Source organism: Epibacterium ulvae (assembly GCF_018678075.1).
In the GTDB taxonomy this organism is placed as follows: Bacteria; Pseudomonadota; Alphaproteobacteria; order Rhodobacterales; family Rhodobacteraceae; genus Epibacterium; species Epibacterium ulvae_A.
In genome coordinates, this window is the sequence record NZ_JAHHIR010000009.1 from 1 (window position 1) to 18,513 (window position 18,513).

At 56.8% G+C, this 18,513-nt stretch carries 15 protein-coding genes and 3 pseudogenes; 2 read left to right on the forward strand and 16 right to left on the reverse strand.

Going from position 1 to position 18,513, the window contains the following annotated elements; genetic code table 11:
- From KMP13_RS02010 to KMP13_RS02025, 5 genes and pseudogenes are all read right to left on the reverse strand, one after another.
- A pseudogene (locus tag KMP13_RS02010) lies at positions 1-832 on the reverse strand (IS5 family transposase); the annotation flags it as partial.
- A gap of 9 nt (positions 833-841) precedes the next feature.
- Positions 842-1,180 (reverse strand): enolase C-terminal domain-like protein, encoded by a 339-nt coding sequence (locus KMP13_RS20345; RefSeq protein ID WP_251363646.1) that lies wholly within the window; start codon positions 1,178-1,180, stop codon positions 842-844.
- 4 nt (positions 1,181-1,184) lie between these two features.
- The gene (locus KMP13_RS20350; RefSeq protein WP_251363647.1) at positions 1,185-1,796 is read right to left on the reverse strand and encodes a hypothetical protein; all 612 of its coding nucleotides are present in this window, start codon (positions 1,794-1,796) and stop codon (positions 1,185-1,187) included.
- Complete coding sequence (locus KMP13_RS02020) at positions 1,796-3,229, reverse strand: NAD-dependent succinate-semialdehyde dehydrogenase (protein WP_215263842.1); 1,434 nt, start codon at positions 3,227-3,229, stop codon at positions 1,796-1,798. Before KMP13_RS02020 ends, KMP13_RS20350 begins: the two co-directional genes overlap by 1 nt.
- A gap of 39 nt (positions 3,230-3,268) precedes the next feature.
- Positions 3,269-4,048, reverse strand: a complete 780-nt coding sequence (locus KMP13_RS02025) for an HpcH/HpaI aldolase family protein (protein WP_215263844.1) — start codon at positions 4,046-4,048, stop codon at positions 3,269-3,271.
- Between the two features lie 161 nt (positions 4,049-4,209).
- On the opposite strand from KMP13_RS02025, the gene KMP13_RS02030 reads away from it, so the two are divergent.
- Positions 4,210-4,863 (forward strand): GntR family transcriptional regulator, encoded by a 654-nt coding sequence (locus KMP13_RS02030; protein WP_215263846.1) that lies wholly within the window; start codon positions 4,210-4,212, stop codon positions 4,861-4,863.
- A gap of 61 nt (positions 4,864-4,924) precedes the next feature.
- Here KMP13_RS02030 and KMP13_RS02035 read toward each other — a convergent pair whose 3' ends face one another.
- The 7 genes from KMP13_RS02035 to KMP13_RS02065 form a co-directional block, all read right to left on the reverse strand.
- On the reverse strand, positions 4,925-6,058 hold the full coding sequence (locus KMP13_RS02035; RefSeq protein WP_215263848.1) for a mandelate racemase/muconate lactonizing enzyme family protein: 1,134 nt from the start codon (positions 6,056-6,058) through the stop codon (positions 4,925-4,927).
- Positions 6,055-7,482 (reverse strand): sulfatase-like hydrolase/transferase, encoded by a 1,428-nt coding sequence (locus KMP13_RS02040; RefSeq protein ID WP_215263850.1) that lies wholly within the window; start codon positions 7,480-7,482, stop codon positions 6,055-6,057. The genes KMP13_RS02035 and KMP13_RS02040 overlap by 4 nt, the downstream gene beginning before the upstream one ends.
- Positions 7,479-8,423 carry a DMT family transporter gene (locus KMP13_RS02045; RefSeq protein ID WP_215263851.1) on the reverse strand — a complete coding sequence of 315 codons (945 nt, stop codon included), beginning with the start codon at positions 8,421-8,423 and terminating at the stop codon, positions 7,479-7,481. The genes KMP13_RS02040 and KMP13_RS02045 overlap by 4 nt, the downstream gene beginning before the upstream one ends.
- Positions 8,420-9,496, reverse strand: a complete 1,077-nt coding sequence (locus KMP13_RS02050) for an ABC transporter ATP-binding protein (RefSeq protein WP_215263853.1) — start codon at positions 9,494-9,496, stop codon at positions 8,420-8,422. Before KMP13_RS02050 ends, KMP13_RS02045 begins: the two co-directional genes overlap by 4 nt.
- A gap of 26 nt (positions 9,497-9,522) precedes the next feature.
- The gene (locus KMP13_RS02055) at positions 9,523-10,416 is read right to left on the reverse strand and encodes a carbohydrate ABC transporter permease (protein WP_215263855.1); all 894 of its coding nucleotides are present in this window, start codon (positions 10,414-10,416) and stop codon (positions 9,523-9,525) included.
- Positions 10,417-10,421: 5 nt separating this feature from the next.
- Positions 10,422-11,297 (reverse strand): carbohydrate ABC transporter permease, encoded by an 876-nt coding sequence (locus KMP13_RS02060; protein ID WP_215263857.1) that lies wholly within the window; start codon positions 11,295-11,297, stop codon positions 10,422-10,424.
- Between the two features lie 286 nt (positions 11,298-11,583).
- Positions 11,584-12,864 carry an ABC transporter substrate-binding protein gene (locus KMP13_RS02065; RefSeq protein WP_215263858.1) on the reverse strand — a complete coding sequence of 427 codons (1,281 nt, stop codon included), beginning with the start codon at positions 12,862-12,864 and terminating at the stop codon, positions 11,584-11,586.
- A 195-nt stretch (positions 12,865-13,059) separates the two neighbouring features.
- On the opposite strand from KMP13_RS02065, the gene KMP13_RS02070 reads away from it, so the two are divergent.
- On the forward strand, positions 13,060-15,000 hold the full coding sequence (locus KMP13_RS02070; RefSeq protein WP_215263860.1) for a glycoside hydrolase family 127 protein: 1,941 nt from the start codon (positions 13,060-13,062) through the stop codon (positions 14,998-15,000).
- Positions 15,001-15,060: 60 nt separating this feature from the next.
- Here the strand turns inward: KMP13_RS02070 and KMP13_RS02075 are convergent, their stop codons facing one another.
- From KMP13_RS02075 to KMP13_RS02085, 4 genes and pseudogenes are all read right to left on the reverse strand, one after another.
- Entirely contained in the window at positions 15,061-16,512 is a 1,452-nt protein-coding gene (locus KMP13_RS02075) for an NAD-dependent succinate-semialdehyde dehydrogenase (protein WP_215263862.1), read from the reverse strand.
- A 16-nt stretch (positions 16,513-16,528) separates the two neighbouring features.
- The gene (locus KMP13_RS02080; RefSeq protein WP_215263864.1) at positions 16,529-17,311 is read right to left on the reverse strand and encodes a 2-keto-4-pentenoate hydratase; all 783 of its coding nucleotides are present in this window, start codon (positions 17,309-17,311) and stop codon (positions 16,529-16,531) included.
- 317 nt (positions 17,312-17,628) lie between these two features.
- A pseudogene (locus KMP13_RS20355) lies at positions 17,629-17,772 on the reverse strand (IS3 family transposase); the annotation flags it as partial.
- Positions 17,773-18,153: 381 nt separating this feature from the next.
- Positions 18,154-18,497: pseudogene (locus KMP13_RS02085) on the reverse strand (transposase); the annotation flags it as partial.
- Positions 18,498-18,513: the final 16 nt, after the last annotated feature.

Genomic DNA, 18,513 nt, shown 5'->3' on the forward strand with positions numbered 1-18,513 from the left:
TTCGCCAGAGTGCTCGTCCTAGATATTTGCAGGCTCTTACGGCTTCGTTTCGCGCGATAGCTCCTGCCGTGCTTGACTTCCAAAGTTGGGCATTCTTGCGTGGTGCGATGATGGCTGCGGCTCCCCGAGCGGTGATCACATTGCGACATCTGCGCGTGTCATAGGCTCCGTCAGAGGTGACCGTGGCAATCTCTTGGTCGGGCGGGATCTGTTCCAGAAGGTCGGGCAGCATAGGCGCATCGCCTACGTTGCTTGTCGTGACGCCAACTGCACGGACCACCAGTGTTTCCTCATCCATCTCGAGGTGCAGCTTGCGCCAAAGGCGCTTCTTTGGCCCGCCATGTTTGTGCGCGTTCCACTCGCCTTCGCCTGCCCCTGCCCGGCAGGCCCATCCAAAGGATGCTGTCGAGAGGGGGCTTTGATCCCTGTCGCGTCGATGAGCAGATGCAGAGGCCCCGACCCACAACGGTAAGGAATGGTGACGTTCAGCGTCTTCTGACGCCGACACAGAGTGCTGAAGTCTGGAACTTTCCAGTCTAGCCCGGCCAGCAGCCGTAGGCTTTCGAAAAAGCCAGCCGTCTGACGAAGCGGCATGTCGAAAAGCACCTTCATCGTGAGGCAGGTCTGGATCGCAGCGTCACTGAAACTCTGCTCACGACCCCGTCTTCCCGTCGGGGCCGCATGCCACGACATCTCGATGTCAAACCAAATTGATAGCGAACCGCGCTGCTTCAGCGCGTCGGTCATTGTGCTCGAACCAATGGCGCATCATTGACCAACTGTACGAAGGCCAGTTCCTGGTCTTGTACTTCGTAGGGGGCCGACTGCTCATGCAAGACAGCTACCACACTGGATTCTTAAGATGAATCCCTAACGCCACTTGTCCAACAGAGCCGCACAGCGCCAGAACCCGCAGGTATTCGGTGATCCCGCCAAGGGCGCAGACTTCAGGTTGTGCGATATCCGACCCTCGGCTTTCAGGCAATCCGGGCCAGTCCCAACGGTTGAACTCCGCCTCGCCGCCCGAGATGCTCACCTTCAGCCCCGCGCGCAACTCGCGGTAGCCGTCGAGGTCTTCGGGAGCGATCGGCTCCTCGAACCAATAGGCCCCAAGCTCGTCAAGCGCGCGCCCCACGTAGAAGGCATCCGAGGTGTTGTAGGCATAGTTGGCGGCGGCCATGAAGTCAAAATCGTCCCCGACCCCGCGCCGCTTCGGCCAGTTTCACGCCATCCATTGCGCCAAGGCAGATTTTCATCTTGGTGGCGGCAAAGCCCATATCCTTGATCGCCGCGGCCTCGTCAACAAAGCGCGCCACGTGATCCTCCACGCTCTCGCGTTTGAGCATCATGCCATAGCCGTAGGAGGGCACATGGGAGCGATGCGCGCCGCCGATCAACTTGTGGATCGGCTGGCCTGTGACCTTACCCGCGATGTCCCACAACGCGACATCAACCCCGGAAAGCGCTTGCAGCGGCATCCCATTTTGCCCGAGGTCGCGCAGCAGGTTGTAGACCTTGTGCCAGATCACATCGCGATCCATCGCGTCCATGCCCAGCACCATCGACTGGATGACCTTCTCGACAATGGCCTTGTTGGCCAACGCCACATTGCCCGGACCGAAACACTCGCCCCAGCCCGTGATGCCCTGATCGGTCTCGGCCTCCACCAGATGCGCCGTGCGCTTGGCATAATATTGCTGCGAATAGCCAAGTTCCTCGGGCATGTCGCATTGTAGCACTTGACTGGTGATCTTGAGGGCATTGGTGAGTATCACGGGTTTCAGAAAGTCCTCCATCAGGTCAGCCCTCGGCTGATGCGTTTGACAACGAGGTAATCGTTGAGGGCGAGACGCGAGCAATCATGCCCGATCCCCGATTGCCCGATACCGCCATGCGGCAGGTAAATGCCGTACTTGACGCCGTTGATCTGCACCTCGCCGTAGCGCAGACGTTTGGCCACGCGCTCGGCCAGCGCCAGATCGGCGGTGAAGATGTAGGAGGCCAGACCGCCCTCCCCGCCGTCATTGGCGCGCTCCAATACGTCGTCGCGGTCATCAAAGGGGATAAGGCTCACAACGGGACCAAAGATCTCGTCCTGATAGATCTGCATCTCGGGCGTCACTCCATCCAACACGGTGGGCGCGAGGAAATGCCCCTTCTGGAGCCCCTCGGGACGATCGCCGCCTGCACGCAGAACGGCGCCCTTCTCCACGGCGCCATCAATAAGCCCCTTCACACGGGTCCATGCGCGACCGTCGATCATCGGGCCGGTCAGGATATCCGCATCCTTGTCAAAGCCGACCTTCGTAGCCTCGGCACGCGCCACCACCTTGTCACGGAAGACTTCATAGACCTCGCGCTCAACAAAGATGCGGTTCGGCGCGACACAGATCTGGCCCGCGTTGTTATACTTCACCGTGGTCACGATATCGGCGGCAAGATCGAGATCGGCGTCCTTATAGACCAGCACGGGCGCGTTGCCGCCCAACTCCATCGACATCTTCTTGATCGAGGTTGCCCCCACCTTCATCAGGTGCTTGCCCGTATTGGTCGAGCCGATCAGGGTGATGAGGTCGGGGATGGTAGACGCGGCCAGCGCATCAGAGGGCGCATAACCATCCGTCGTCAGGACGTTCACTACCCCCGCAGGCAGGCCGATCTTGTGGCACAACTCACCAACCGCATACGCCGACACAGGGGTCGTGGCTGAAGGACGGATGATGATCGGACAGCCCGCCGCCATCGCCGGCGCGATCTTGTAAGCCAGGTTGAGCAGCGGGAAGTTCCATGCCAGATAGGCCACGGCAACACCAACAGGTTCGTGGACGATGCGGTGATCATGGGTCCCTTCAAGGTCACGCAGTATCTCGTCGTGAACGCGGGCAATCTCCTCGGCGTAGAATTTGAGCGCTCGCTCCAGAAGATCGAAATCCTCCTGCGTCCCACCCCACGGCTTGCCCATCTCCTGATGGATCAGCCCGCGCAGCATCTCCTCGTTCTCGATCACCGCGTCGCGCAGTTTCAGCAGCCAGCTCTGGCGCTCGGCAACCGAGGTGGCCGCCCAACTCTCCGCCGCATCCCGCGCGGCATTCAGCGCCTTCTCCACATCATCCAACCCCGCAGCCGCAACCGTCGCCACGCATTCTTCCGTCGCTGGGTTCACCACATCGAGACAGGCCTGCCCGTCAACCAGGTCTCCGCCGATATACATCTTCTTGTGTAGGGTCATCGTCACTTCCACTCGCTAAAATTCAATAGTCATGCGCGCTTAGGCTGTCTTCACCCGCCCTTTGAGCTCGGCCAGAAGCGCATCGCTCCCGCGCGCCAAAAGGCCAGTGTCGGTCCCGCACGCGACGAAGGTGAACCCATCATCGAGAAGCTGCGCGGCCAGAGCCACGTCAGACACCAAGGTGCCCACAGGAACGCCCTTTTGGATCAAACGCTGCGCGACAGGGCGAACTTTGTCCCAAACTTCACGTGCCGTGGGCTGCCCCATCATTCCGATATCAGCGGCAATATCCGCTGGGCCAAAGAAGATTCCCGTCACCCCATCCACATCAGCGATAGCCTCTGCCTGTTCCAACGCAGCCAAGGTTTCTAGTTGCAGGAGCACAGCTGTTTCGTCCTCAACCCGCGCGGCATAATCGGAGATGCGCCCGAACTTGGTTGCGCGGGTTGCCCCCGACACGCCACGAATTCCGCGCGGCGGATAGCGTGTAGCAGAAACTGCGGCCCGTGCCTCCTCAACAGTTTGGATCATCGGGAACAAGATACCCGGCGCGCCGAGATCAAGCAGGCGCTTAACCGCCACCGCGTCATTCCATTCCACACGGACAATCGGCACTGTTTTGTAGGCGGAAAAAGCCTGAAGTTGTCCGAGTACACTAGCGTATTCGTTATGACTGTGCTCCATATCGACTAGCGTCCAGTCGTACCCTGCCGACGCCACCACCTCTGCTGCAAAGTTGCTGCATAGAGTGACCCAAAGGCCAATCTGTTTTACTCCATCGCGCAGCGCGTGGGTGAAGCGGTTTTCAGTGTATTTCATTGCGCAAATGCCTTTATGTTGTCTATGAGTAGGGATAATCACATTATCTTTTCGAAAGCTGGCGAAGTCAGCCGCTCTTGGGCTTGGATTGTGAGGGATCGCCCTATAGACATGGCGAACCCCAACCGTCGCCCCAAACAACAAAAACGTGCGAATATCCCATGAAGCAGCCCGCCACAGGAACCGACGCTGAAAACGCTTATCTGGCGCTCAGGCAGGCCATCGTCACTGGCGATCTGCCGCCCGACCGCAAGCTCAAAATTGCGGAACTGCGCACGCAGTTCGGATTTGGGGCCGCGCCCCTGCGTGAGGCTTTGTCGCGCCTGTTTGGCGAGCGGGTTGTGGTGCAGCACTCCAACCGTGGATTTTATGTACGAAAGGTGTCTGCGGAAGACGTCGACGACCTCGGTCGTGTGCGCATCCAACTTGAGACTGAGGCTTTGCGCGACAGCCTGCGACGCGGCGACGACGCATGGGAGGCGCAACTTGTCGCCGCCTACCATAGCTTGCGTCTGGCCGAAGAACGCGGCACGGGCAAAGACGCAATCGAGTTGCGCAACCGTGCCTTTCACGACTCGCTCGTAGCGGCGACACCGTCGCGATGGCTGCTTGACCTGCGTGAACAAGTTTACGCCCATCACGAACGCTATCGCCATCTTTCGCGCAGCCTTGGACCGAGCGGACGCAATACTCCAGCGGAACATGCGGCAATCTTTGAGGCCGCAATTGCGAGAGACATCGAGGAAACCTGCCGATTGATGGCACAGCATATCAAGCTGACCACAATCGCCGCCGTTAAGGCTATGGCACAATAACTCAGCTGCAGGCCCATGACGTGGAGCAAGGAGCGGCGTTCTCACCGCTATGCCCCGCATTTCACGCATAGCTCGTCGCCCCATCTGGCTTGCGCATAAGCGGGCGCGACCAATGGGTATATTCTTCGGTCTTAAGCGCCTCTTCGATGATTTCGACGCCCCAACCCGGACGATCCGACCGCAATTCCAGATAGCCATCAACCGGAATATAAGGGTCCGCAATCCAAGGTACATCGTGATGCACTTTGTATTCGAGGATTTTGAAGTTGGTGCAGGCGGCTGAGAAATGAACGTTATGTGCGGTCGCTAGCGGCCCCATTGGGTTGTGCGGTGCAACAGGCACGGAGTGGGCATCTGCCACCTCCGCAATCCGCCGCATCTCAGTCAAGCCGCCAACCACAGCAATATCAGGCTGCACAATATCCGCACCGCCCGCGCCCAGGAGCGCAAGGAACTGATGACGATTATAGAGAGCCTCCCCCGTGGCCAATGGGATATTCATCTTGGCTTTCATCTGGCCCCACGCTGGCATGTGTTCAGGGCGCAGCGGCTCTTCAAGGAAGAAGGGGTCGTAAGGTTCGATCGCACGCGCAAGGCGCACGGCGTCGATCCCCTCCATCAACACCGAGTGTGCATCGAAAGCGATTTCGAAATGCGACGGCAATCCTTCGCGCAGAGTGCGGAAATAGTCAGCTGTTGCCTCGCACACTTCCCCCCAACGGTTCTCAAACGGATGTTTGCGGTAAGGTGAAAGCTTGAACGCGGTGAAGCCAAATTCCATGTGTAGGTTGGACAGAACCTCGACGCCATTATCGGGCGCGCCGATAGCGGTGCAGTAAACGCGCACCTTGTCGCGCATATGCCCACCGAGCATCTGAAACACTGGCACCCCAATCGCCTTGGCTGCAATGTCCCATAGCGCGTGATCAACGGCGGAGAATGCTGCAAGCCCAAGCGCGCCCGGTGGGAAACGGGCGACGTGCATGAGCTTTTCATGCAGATATGTCACACGGCGCGGGTCTTCGCCCAGAAGATGCGTTGCGAAATAGTCGAGGATTGGAGCAACGGCTCGCTCTGGCCCGTGGGCATAGGTCTCGCCCCAGCCCGTAATTCCCGCGTCCGTCCTAATCGCCACGAGCACCCGAGGGCGGTCGTCAACGCGTTGCATGTAAGTTGTGATTTCTGTGATTTTCATTGTTTCAACGCCGGATTTAAATGTTGCTGGTGGTCGTGTTGTTCATGTGCGGGGCGGCCGTCGATGTAACTACCAACAGGGAGTTGATAGCCGCCGTAGGCCAAGACATCGTTCTCTGTCTTCATCCAGTCGAAGAGCAGCGTCAGAAGTCGGGACTTCTCTTCTTTCAGCGCAGGATCGTCGGCACGGTTGATCCGCTCTTGCGAGTCAGTTTCGAGGTCGTACAGCTCTTCGAGGTCATGCGGACTCCATGCATATTTGTAGCGGGTCTCGCGAATGCCGCGGAATTTGAATTGCCGACCCTGATATACGTCATAGCCGTAGAACACATGGTCGCAATCCGTCGTGTCATAGCCGCGCGCTGCCTCGTCAGCGGTCAAGATGAGGGCAGCATCGCTCTTGACCAGTACGGTCGGGAAGAGATCGCGGAAGCTGACGAAGCCCTCGTTGACGGCGGCGGAGGTCTGCCCTGCGTCGCGCATCAGCATCGGGATGCGCATCACCTCCTCGTAAAAGAACGGTCCCTTGTCGAACCACCCGTGCGCACCAAGCATCTCGCCATGATCAGCGGTGAAGGTGAGGCTGGTGCTGTCGTCCAACCCGAGCGCACTCATGCGGCGGCGGAACTGGCCGAAGAGGTCGTCGATGAAGGAGCAAAAGCCGAAATAATGCTGCGCAGTGCGGCGCCAGTCCTGCTGGTCCAACCCGCGGGTGTCCTGGCAAGGCCAGTAGGACGCGCCCTGTGCCAACGGCTTCCCCTCCTCGGTGAACTGCGGCAGGAAGTTTTCCGGCACGTAATCCTCAGGCAGATCGTCATACATCGCCACCCAGTCTGCGGGCACATGATGCGGGAAATGCGGCCCGGGAAGCGAGACGATGAGGCAAAACGGCTTGTCCCCTTTCGACAGGGTTTCAAGCTCCTCGATCCCTTTAAGCACCCGTTTTTCGTCCAAGTGGGTGCCTTTGGTGATCGTGCCGTAGAACGGTGTTTTACGCAGTGTGGCAAATTCCAGTTCGTCATCAGGAAACAGAGATTCATCGCCGCCGTCACTCAAATATGCCTTAATTCCGCGCTCTTTCAAAGTCCCCGCGCCGAGATGCCATTTGCCGATGAAGGAGACCTCATAGCCGGCCTCCTGTAGTCGCTCGATATAGATCTTATGGCTCGGGTGCAGCTTGCCATGCGGATAGAAAGACGAGCCTTGCACATTGTCCATAGTGCCAGTCTGATGCGGCCATTTCCCTGTAAAGAGCGATGCACGCGCAGGGGTACACAACGGCACCGAAGTGAAGGTATTGACGTGGTTGGTGGACTCTTCGCGAAAGGCCTGAAGATTAGGCAGTTTACATGGATGCCCAAGCTTGTTCAGGGTATCCCAACGCCATTGGTCTGTGATGAAGAGAACAATATTTTTGGCAGTCATGCGATATCCTTCCGACGGGTTTCAGGAGTGGGGCGCGGGCGTTCGATCCACCAGATCACAAGCCCCGCACCGACAATGAGAAGTGTGCCAAGGACGAAGCCGAGGCCGACCACTTCATCAAAGAAAATCAACCCCAACACGGCGGCAAAAACTACTTGGCTATAAAGGAACGGTGCCAGAACCGAGGCTGAGGCCACACGCATTCCAAACTGGATGCAGACATGGGCCAGCGTTCCCGTGACGCCCAGCCCCATAATCACGATAAAGTCGCTGGTTGAGATGGGTTGCCATACGAAAGGCTGCATGGGCACCAATGCCAGCGAACACAGCAACGGCATCAATGCCAGTGCCGGCACAAATTCAGACGACCCCGTAAGCCGCTGCGTCAGGAGCACATAGCACGCCGACCCACATGCAGCGATAAGTGGCAACAGCCAGATCAATGACAACCCTGCTCCGCCATCAAGTTGTGGGCTAATCACCACAACCACTCCCATAAACCCAAGGCACAGTGCCGTCGTGCGCCTCCACCCGATCCGTTCCTTCAAGAACACCACCGACAAAAGCGTTACGATCAGGGGACTAAGGAACAAGATCACAGTCGCCTGTGAAAGCGGGATCACCGAAATGGCCACATGGAATGCCAACGAGCCGCCGACCAGTGTCAGCGCGCGCGCCACCTGTAGAGGAAATTGCGCCGTAACATATATCGAACGATGCCCCGTGGACGTCAGATACAGGGCCACAAAAATAGCATGCCAGCCATACCGTAGAAATGAGATTTGGAACGGTGACAGGCGCGCGGTCATCTCTTTTACCGTCGCGTCTTGAACCGCCAGAAAACCGCCAGCAAGGACGATTAGGCCGATGCCGATCAGCATCGTGCGCGATGCGGGGGCGACCGATGACGCCCCCGCTGTTGTTTCAGGTACGCAGGTCAATTCTTGAGCACCGCGCGTGCCGTACCAATCCGCAATCCGGTGTCTGGGTCAAACAAATGCACTGGGCCCTGCGGCAACACATGCAACACATCGCCATACCTCCCGCTGATCCGCTCGCGCATCAGGCAAGTCACGGGCGTGTCGCCGATCTGTCCCACCACTTGCGTCTCCGCGCCCGTGGGCTCAGTAACTTCGACCTGCACCGTCAAACCCTGCTCGGCTAACTCGAAGGCGTCAGGGCGGATGCCAGCAATCACACGGCGATCAGTGTTGAATACTTCAGTTCCCGATAGTTGCAGCACTGTGCCATCCACGAAGCGCACACCGCCATCGCAGATCTCTGCGCTCAGCAAATTCATCGACGGGGAGCCGATGAAGGCCGCCACAAAGAGGTTTGCGGGTTCATCGTAAAGTTCGAGAGGCGTGCCGACCTGTTCGATCCGTCCTGCGCTCATCACGACGATCTTGTCGGCCATGGTCATGGCTTCGATCTGGTCATGGGTCACGTAGACCGCCGTGGTTCCCAAACGCTGATGCAACGATTTGATCTCGGCGCGCATGGATACCCGTAGCTTCGCGTCTAGGTTGGAAAGAGGTTCGTCGAACAAAAAGACCTTGGGATTTCGCACGATGGCACGCCCCATTGCCACACGTTGACGTTGTCCGCCCGACAGCTCGCGCGGGAACCGTTCCAGGTAAGGCTCAAGGTTCAAGATACGCGCCGCGTCCTCGACCTTGGTCTTGATTTCGTTTTTTGATGCCCCTGCAAGCTGCATCGAGAACGACATGTTGTCGGCAACTTTCATATGCGGATAAAGCGCGTAGTTTTGGAACACCATAGCGATATCACGGGCTTTGGGCTGTAGCCCGTTCACCACCTTGCCGCCAATTGAGATGGTGCCGCCGCTGATGTCTTCGAGGCCCGCAATCATACGCAGAAGCGTGGTTTTACCGCAGCCTGAGGGACCAACGAGGGCGACGAATTCGCCATCTTCGATTTCAACGTCGATGCCTTTGATCGCTTGCACCGCGCCGTAGTTCTTGATGACTTGATTAATGGTAACATGTGCCATGTGTTTTCTCCTTTTCGGGGCGAGCCTCAGCCCTTGACCGATCCCATTGTCATCCCGCGGATGAAGTGTTTCTGGAAAGCGAGGAAGACGATCAGCGTGGGGATGGCAGCAATCACCGCGCCCGAAGCAACCATATTCCATGCAATCTCATATTCGCCCTGAAAGGCCAGAATGCCGACAGTGACGGGTTTCTTACCTGCGCCTTGTGTCAACACGAGGCCCCAAAGGAGGTCGTTCCAAATCCATGTGAACTCAAGAACGATCAGCGCAGAAAGCGCAGGTCGTGCCACAGGCACATAGATACGTTGGAAGATTGTCCATTCACTGGCCCCGTCGATCCGTCCCGCTTCCCGCAGCTCACCCGGAACTGTGTTAAAGAAGTTGGTCATGATCAGTACAGCAAAGGGTATTTGGCGCATGATGTGAACAATAATCTGGGCCCAGAATGTATCGTGTAGACCAAGATCGGACATCAATTTGAACACGGGAATAAGTTGGGTGTGAACAGGAACAAAGCTCAGCGAAACGATCACCAGGAACATCCAGATCCGCCCCTCGAACCGCATCCGGCTCAGGGCATACCCGGCCATCATCGACACGAGAAGCGTGCCTGCCACCGAAGGCAAAGTGATGATCGCTGACGCCTTGAGGTAGGGTAGCATCTTCATAAAGGCGAGGCTCAGGTTGCTCCATTCGTAAGACAACGGCAATGCCCATGAGCCGTTCTGCGTGATGTCAGGGATGGTGCGGATCGCCGTGAGAAGCGTCCCTGCTACAGGCAGAAAGAACACCAAAGCCAAGAGAACCAGCAAGGCGATCTGCCCGCCGCGCATAAAGGGTTCTTCGATGCGTTCACGCAGGGAACTACTATTCACCACATCGGCACTCGAGTTAGTCATGTGTGTTGTTGTATCGGTCATGGTCCTTAGCTCCAGTCACGTTCTTGGGCTTTGGCCATGCGGCGCACATAGGGCACCACGAATGCCGCGGTCATCAGAGTGACAATCACACCGATTGAGGCGCCGTAGCCGAATTTGTAATTCCAGAAGGTCTCCATATACATCCGGTAGCCCACCACTTCGGAGGAGCCGAACGGGCCGCCTTCGGTCATGGTCAACACAATCTCGGTCGCCAACAGCGCTTGGATAAGCGCGGAGGAAACGGCGATGGTGCTCGCGGGCTTCAGCAAGGGCAAAGTGATGCGGAAGAAGATCTGCCTACGCGTGCCGCCGTCAACCTTTGCGGCCTCGAGCAACTCTTGCGGTATCGCAGAAAGACCCGCGAGGAAAATAACTGTAGCAAAGGCGGTCTGACGCCAAGCAGCAGCAGCGATCACCGAATAATTGGCCGCGTCAGGGCCGAGCCATTCCACTATCAAACCATCAAGCCCCAGGCCAATCAGGAGTTGATCCAGAAGGCCAACATCAGGTTCATAAATCCAACCCCAGATCACGCCGACGATCGCAAAAGACAGCGCCAACGGCAGGAAAAAGACCGTTTTAATGAGGCTCGCCCCCCAGAAGGTCTGTTTAACCAACAGCGCAATGGAAATGGCAAGCGTATTAGGCACCAACAAGAATGCGATGACCCAGATCCCCGTGTGTTTCAACGAATTTAGAAAGTAATCGTCATGTAAAAGCGCCGCGTAGTTCTGGAGCCCCACAAACTTTCCAGGCGCGGCCACACCAACTTGATCAGTCAGACTAATCGCAAAAGTTTGGAAAATCGGATAGGCACCAAAGATGCCGTAGATCACGATTGCGGGCATCAAGAAAAGCCAAGGCGTGAGCCGAGCATTCATTTTAGCGTCCTCCATGTATGACGCCCAAGCAGGGGCGTGTGAAACTCGAAGTTCTGGTGGAACGGTGCGTCAAGCATGTCCAAAACGTCTCCGTGGTGTGTGAATGAGACAGGCTCATAGCTTCAGAACCGGCGCATTCTTTTCTACGTCCGCACACCTGAACTCCCCCATCAAGCCCTAACGTAGCGCACGACAGGCCCAGAGCCCGAAAGCTCCCAAAACACCATTTGGGGATACAGGTGCGACTGCCCCTGCGCGCGACTTAACTCACGCAGGGGCGCTTCATTTAATTGTCACCAAAGACATCTTTACGACGGTTCTCAAGCTGCTCCAAAACAGTCATGTACTGATCAGGATAAGCGAGGAACCGTGGCAATTCGCGTTTAGCCACCTCGGTCACACCTGGATGTGTGGCCATTTCGAGGTTTTGGTGGAACGGAGATTCTAACATGTCATGGAACTTCTCAATGGTCGGCTGGAATGACGCGGGTTCGTAGATTTCAACCGGGACATCCTTGTTCGCGGCCATCCGCTGTGCCTGGCGCGAGAACAACTCTTGCGGCTCACGTTCCGTGATACACTGGAGCATCGCCACAGCATTTTCGGTGTTTTCACCTGCGCCACTGGCAGCCCAACCTTCAACGACGCCCTCTACGGCCATCTCGATACCCTCTTTGATCTGGGGGAATTCGAACACGTCGAAATCTGTGCCTGGCTCCATGCCGCCGCTGATGAAGTTGCCCACGGTCCATGTGCCCATGATTTCCATCGCGCCTTCACCCGAAATGAAACGGGTTGCCATCTCCTGCCAACCTAGGCTCGCAGTGCGATCATTGAAGTATTCCTTTTCTAGCAAGTCCTGCCAGAGCTCCATCGCCTCGATGACACGTGGATCAAGGTAGCTTTCTGTGCCGCCCATCAACCCTGTGCGGAAATCAGACCCTGCGACACGGAGCACGAAATAGTCAAACCACAAAAGCGGCTCCCAACCGGATTTGGAACCAAGGAGGAACGGTGTGACACCCGCCTCTTTCAGCGTTGCGGCAACATCGAGAAGCTCGTCATAGGTTTGTGGGATGCTCAGATTGTGTTCAGCAAAAACACGTTTGTTATACCAAACAACATTGGGCTGAAAATTGGTGGGGATCGTGTAAATATTACCATCAGGTTCTGTGCTCGTCGCTTGTACACCCTCTGGGAAGTTGTCTTTGATGTTGTCCCACACATCATTCATCGCGCGGATCTTGCCCGTCACGGCCTGAAATTGTGAGCGACCGCCAGCCCAATATGCGTAAATGTCAGGGGGCGTCGAGCTCGACAGCTGTACAGGAAGCTGTACTTCGTATTGCTTTGGCGGCGAGTAGTTCTCGATAATTTCGATATCCAGTTTATCGGCGCAGTAGTTCCACATCGCCATGCGAGGCTTGCGCATAGGCTCCGCTGCCGAGCGGTGGAACAGGTTTACAACCCCTTCCGCTGCGACCGGCGCGGTACTCATGGTCAGTGCCCCGAAGGCCAACGGGAGCCCGAGGCATATACTTGCCACACTATGTTTAAGATTTGTCATTTTTTCCTCCTCCATACGATTCTATTTTATCGCTGATATTTAGTTTTGTCGACAAAAACAAATGTATTATGGTAAAACAGATCACCAAGCCAGATCAAAATCCATTTTTTTTAGCACGACCATCGTCCTGACGAGGCCCTGCGCCACCCACCTACGCCACGAAAAAAGAGCGTAAAACTAAGAGAGATCAGATAGATGACAAAAACAACACCAACACCGACAAGCAACTACGCGCGCCTACGACGCCCAAGTGATACGTCTGTTCGCTGGACGAACGGATTCTGGGCCGAGAAGCAAAATCTTGTTCGTACATCGTCAATCCATAGCACCCTTGACGCGATGGAAGACCCTACTAATGCCGCCTATTTCGGAAATTTTCGCACCGTGACCGAGGGGGGAGACTGCTTTCACGGACGTTATTGGAGTGACGGAGACTGCTACAAGACGTTAGAGACGATACTGTTGTTGACCGACACTTCACCCGATGCAGCTCTCTCCCAGCGCATGGAAGACTACATCGGAATGATCGCCGCCGCGCAAAAGGATGATGGCTATCTCAACACCCAGATCACCCTGACCGACTTGGCGCGGTGGAGTGATATCGAGCATCACGAGATGTATAACCTCGGCCACCTCTTCACGACGGCCTGTTTGCATCACCAGGTGACGGGCACGCGCACGTTTCTCGATATCGCTATACGCGCCGCCAACAATCTCTATGAGACGTTCATCACACGCGACCCCGACCTCGCGCGCTTCGGCTTTAACCCGTCGCAAATCATGGGGCTTGTAGAACTGTATCGCGAGACCTCTGACGACCGGTATCTCGCGCTTGCCCGCATCTTCGTCGAAAATCGCGGAGCCCATCCCGATTTGCCCGGCAATAACGGCGATCAAAGCCAAGCGCGCGTGCCTGTGTTGGAAGAAACCGAGGCGGTTGGCCACGCGGTCACTGGGCCCTACCTTTGGGCCGGTGCAGCTGACATCTTGATGGAGGCTGATGAGCCTGCGCTGATGGAAGCGATCACGCGCATTTGGGAGGATTCAACCTACCGGAAAATGTACATCACAGGCGGCATCGGCGCGCTTCACAAAGGGACATCCGAGCGCAGTCACCCGCGATATGAACAGATTGCAGAAAGCTACGGTCGGCCCTATCAGCTCCCCTCCGATAGCGCCTACAACGAGACCTGCGCCAATATCGCCAACGCGATGTGGAGCTGGCGGATGTTGCAACTCACGGGCGATGCGCGCTACACTGATGTAATTGAACAAGTTATGTATAACACGGGTCTATCCGGCGTCTCACTGTCAGGCACGCACTTCAATTACTCCAACCCGCTGCGCTTCAATGGCGACGGGCACTTTATTGGCAACAATGATTCACCGCGCCGCTGGGATCGCTGGACGTGCTACTGCTGTCCGCCGCAGGTAACACGCACCATTGCGGGGTTGCATCGCTGGGCCTACTCTACGGCGGATGATGCCGTGTGGGTGAATCTTTACGGGTCGAACACCTTTCATACCGATCTCGCAGACGGGCGGATCGCCTTGCATCAAACATCCGAGGTACCATGGTCGGGCGATGTACAATTGGTGATCGAGGATGCGCCGAGCAGCGAATTCACCATGCATCTGCGCATCCCTGCTTGGAGTGAAGAGACAGCTGTGCGCGTCAATGGCGAAACCATCGACACATCAGGCAGCGGCCCCCGCTACCTCGCCGTGACGCGAAACTGGCGCAAGGGCGATACGATTGAGCTGACGCTGGATATCCGCCCGCGCATTCTTGTAGCGCGACCAGAGGTCGAGGAAACCCGCAATCAGGCCGCGGTCATGGCGGGGCCTGTTGTCTATTGTCTTGAGGGGGCAGACCTGCCAGAGGGCGTGACCATTAACGAGGTCGTCCTTCCCGCAGACGCGCAGTTCGAAACCTTCAAGGGAGAGGGTCTATTCGCCGGAATGACGCTCCTGCTGACCACAATGCCCAGACGTGCAAGTTGGTCGTCTCAAGAGCTCTACGCACCGCTAGCCGCACAAGATCAAGGCAGCCTGCCTGTCACACTGATCCCCTACTTTGCGTGGAACAATCGCGAGGATAACACGATGGCGGTTTGGCTCCCGCACAAAAGCTGACACCAAAAATGGGGCACCGCATCACTGCGGCGCCCCCCTGAGCTTAGCGCTTGGGGAGGGTCAAACGCTTGCCACCTCAAGGTCAATATGGGTTGTCTTGAAGGTTAGATACTCCTTGATCGCCATCTGCCCGCCTTCGATCCCCACACCCGAGTGCTTCACACCGCTAAAGGGTGCCTCACAATGTGACAGCAAGAAGTTGTTAATCCCGACCATGCCGGATTGAAGCTCCTTCGACAGACGTCGCGCAACCGTTTCGGAGCGGGTGAAGGCATAAGAACCCAGACCATACTGCGTGCTGTTGGCCCGCGCGATAGCATCCCCCAAATCGGTATATGTAGTGAGCGACGCCACAGGGCCAAACGGCTCTTCCGACATGATTTCCGCATCATCCGGAACGTATTCGAGAACCGTGGGCGAGAAGAAGAACCCTTTGTTCTGATCCGGCGCACGCGTGCCGCCCAATCGCAAGGTCGCACCCTTATCCACGGCATCCTCCACGAGCCGCTCCAACTTATCCATCTGCGCGGGGCTGGCCATTGGTCCCATTGTTGTATCTGGTGACATCGGGTCGCCTATACGAATGTTTTTGGCCTCGGTCATAAAGACATCGGTGAACTCGTCCGCAATATCGTCATGCAGGAAGAACCTGCTCGGAGAGCCACAAATTTGGCCTGTGTTCATGAACTTGAACTTAGCGGCGAGTTTGGCCGCTGCGGGCACATCCGCATCAGGGCAAATGATAAGCGGTGCGTGTCCCCCCAGCTCCAGAGACATCCGTTTAACCGTTGGAGCGGCCTGTTCCATCAACAACCGACCGACGCGGGTAGAGCCTGTGAAGGAGATTTTGCGAACGGCATCTGCCTCCATCAAAGCGGGCGAGACGCCATCGGGGTGGCCTTGCAGCACCTGCACCACACCTGTGGGCAACCCCGCCGCCTGACAACATTCACCAAGGATCGTTCCGACCAGTGGCGTCTGTTCCGAAGGGCGTAAGATCACCACGCAGCCCGCGGCCAGTGCAGGGGCAAGCTTGCGTGCAGGAAGGCCAAGCGGGAAGTTCCATGGGCTAAACGCCGCTACAATCCCTACAGGCTCGGGCACGATGCTCAGCTCCCCGCCGAAGCGCGAGGTGAGGGTTTGACCAAACAAACGCTCGGCCTCGCCCGCCATCCAAACGAATTGCTCTGCCGCAGAATCGGCTTCACCCGCACAGGCGGTATGCACGCGCCCCATTTCCGTAGCAATGGCACGCCCGAATTCCTCGCGACGCTCGACGATTTCTTCGGCGATACGACGCAGATACTTCGCACGCTGCCACCCGGGAATGGCAGACCATTCGGCAAATCCTGCCTCGGCGTATTGCAAAGCCTGCGCCACGTGATCGGGACTACAGCAAGGCACGTCATAAAGCGGCTCACCCGTCGCGGGATTAATCACAGCCATCGGCGGCAGATCAGAGGCCGTACCCCATGTGTCACCAATAAGATACTTCGGTTCTAAAGTAGGCATCATATGCTCCTGAATTTTATGAAAATGATACGGTGACACGGCCGAGCGGGCCGAAGTCCGCCTCCAGCGTGTCGCCTGCGTCAGCCCAAATGGGACGGGTAAACGAGCCAGACAGCACCATATGCCCCGCGTCGAGCTTTCCGTCATAATCGGCGAGCTTATTGCCGAGCCACGCTACTGCATTCGCTGGGTGGTCCATCACACCGGCAGCGATTCCAGTCTCTTCGATCTCGCCGTTGCGACGGAAAATAGCCCCTGCCCAGCGCCAGTCAATCTCGTCAGGACGGAACCGTTTAGCACCAAGCACAAGACCTGCCGCCGCGCCATTATCGGCCACAGTGTCGAATATGCGACGAGGCTCGGTGACACGCGCATCGATGATCTCGATCGACGGCACGACCCATTCGGTCGCGGCCAGCACGTCCTCAAGCGTAATGCTTGGCCCCTGCAGTGGTTCCTTCAAGATGAACGTCAACTCAGGCTCGACGCGCGGCACGCAGAAGTCGGCATGAGCGACGGTTGCACCGTCCTCGATCAGCATGCTCGCAAACACATGACCGTAATCCGGCTCATCAATTTTCGACGCAGCGCGCATCGCTTTCGAAGTCAATCCGACCTTATGACCGATCAATGTGTCCCCCGACTTAGCGCGCGTCGCAGCCACGTCGCGGCTGATCGCATAGGCATCTTCAATATCAATATCGGGATAGACCTGCGACAAACGTTCAGCCTGCTGCCGCGTGCGCGCTGCCTCAATCAGCGTCGAGACAGCGTCAGATCGTTGCTCATGTGATAACATCGACATTCTCCTAATTTGTCGATAAATACATACAGCGCAGCCAAACATAATATCAATAGATATTTCATGAATGACGCAGGAACGCATGTTTCAGCGCCCTACTCAATCAAAGTGTCGACAAAAATTGTCTACCGCACAGCTATACGCGAAGGGGTCAAGATGCTCGCCACCAAGGCGGCCTTGAGATACGTCAGCGCATTGGGACGCGTGTACTCGGCGTGCGCCATTGGTAGCTGCTAGACCGAGATGTGTTGATGCGGCACCAATCAACCTCGGTCGAACTAGCGCGTCTGATGAGACTGACGGAACTACGCCAACAGCCATCCCTCGTTCGTCCAGATGTAGGAAATGTCCCCAGCCCATTTCTGATTGGGCCCGGTAGCTGAGAAATCCTGATCAAGAAAGTTGGGGGCGACATTGAAGGCGTGATTGCAGTCAGTCGTGACTTTATGTTTCCGGGATCGAATAACCTTGATCGCGTTCTCAAGCAGTAAGGCAGGTTCTGAAAAGAAACTGGGAGATCGTTCTCCTATCGAACGCGGCCTACCCGGCGGTGCCTGACAACAAGACCGAGATCGCGCAATTCCTCCGTCATGCCAGGTCGGCCGTAACTTTGCAGACTAAGTCGGTGTTGTTCCCGAATATGGGCCAACAGCACCATATCATCCCGCTGGCTTCGGCTGATAGGTCGTATCTTCCAGGCGCGAAACCCACAGGAAGTTACCCGCAAAACGCGGCACAGAAACTCAATGCGCCAGATCTTCTTCCAGGTATCGAGAAAGGCAAACCTCACGCCTTTTGGCTCGCGAAGAAGGCTGTGGCCGTCCTAGGCTCAGGGCACATAACCAGAATATGACGGTTTCTGCGAGTGCGCGTACAGACAGGAAAACCTTTGGACAGCTGTCGTAACGGGTTGCTACGCACCGCCAGTCTTTCAACCGGCTAAACATGATCTCAATCCGGTTACGCCTTTTGTAGCGGCGCTTGTCATACTTGATTGCTTTGTCTCGTGATTTTCGGCCTGGGATGCAAGACGTGACACCCATACTCACAAGGGCTTCTCGGAACCAATCCGCATCATAGCCACGATCCCCGAGCAGCCAGTCAGCTGCAGGCTACTCACAAGCGCTCTGGCTCCGGTCCAATCGCTCATCACCTGACCAGCTGTCATAAAGAAGCGAACTGGTCACCCAGATTGAGGG

Coding starts and splice junctions, on each gene's coding strand:
- KMP13_RS20345 (WP_251363646.1), bottom strand. CDS start 1,180: ATGGCCGCCGCCAACTATGCCTACAACACCTCGGATGCCTTCTACGTG.
- KMP13_RS20350 (WP_251363647.1), bottom strand. CDS start 1,796: ATGGAGGACTTTCTGAAACCCGTGATACTCACCAATGCCCTCAAGATC.
- KMP13_RS02020 (WP_215263842.1), bottom strand. CDS start 3,229: ATGACCCTACACAAGAAGATGTATATCGGCGGAGACCTGGTTGACGGG.
- KMP13_RS02025 (WP_215263844.1), bottom strand. CDS start 4,048: ATGAAATACACTGAAAACCGCTTCACCCACGCGCTGCGCGATGGAGTA.
- KMP13_RS02030 (WP_215263846.1), top strand. CDS start 4,210: ATGAAGCAGCCCGCCACAGGAACCGACGCTGAAAACGCTTATCTGGCG.
- KMP13_RS02035 (WP_215263848.1), bottom strand. CDS start 6,058: ATGAAAATCACAGAAATCACAACTTACATGCAACGCGTTGACGACCGC.
- KMP13_RS02040 (WP_215263850.1), bottom strand. CDS start 7,482: ATGACTGCCAAAAATATTGTTCTCTTCATCACAGACCAATGGCGTTGG.
- KMP13_RS02050 (WP_215263853.1), bottom strand. CDS start 9,496: ATGGCACATGTTACCATTAATCAAGTCATCAAGAACTACGGCGCGGTG.
- KMP13_RS02055 (WP_215263855.1), bottom strand. CDS start 10,416: ATGACCGATACAACAACACACATGACTAACTCGAGTGCCGATGTGGTG.
- KMP13_RS02060 (WP_215263857.1), bottom strand. CDS start 11,297: ATGAATGCTCGGCTCACGCCTTGGCTTTTCTTGATGCCCGCAATCGTG.
- KMP13_RS02065 (WP_215263858.1), bottom strand. CDS start 12,864: ATGACAAATCTTAAACATAGTGTGGCAAGTATATGCCTCGGGCTCCCG.
- KMP13_RS02070 (WP_215263860.1), top strand. CDS start 13,060: ATGACAAAAACAACACCAACACCGACAAGCAACTACGCGCGCCTACGA.
- KMP13_RS02075 (WP_215263862.1), bottom strand. CDS start 16,512: ATGCCTACTTTAGAACCGAAGTATCTTATTGGTGACACATGGGGTACG.
- KMP13_RS02080 (WP_215263864.1), bottom strand. CDS start 17,311: ATGTTATCACATGAGCAACGATCTGACGCTGTCTCGACGCTGATTGAG.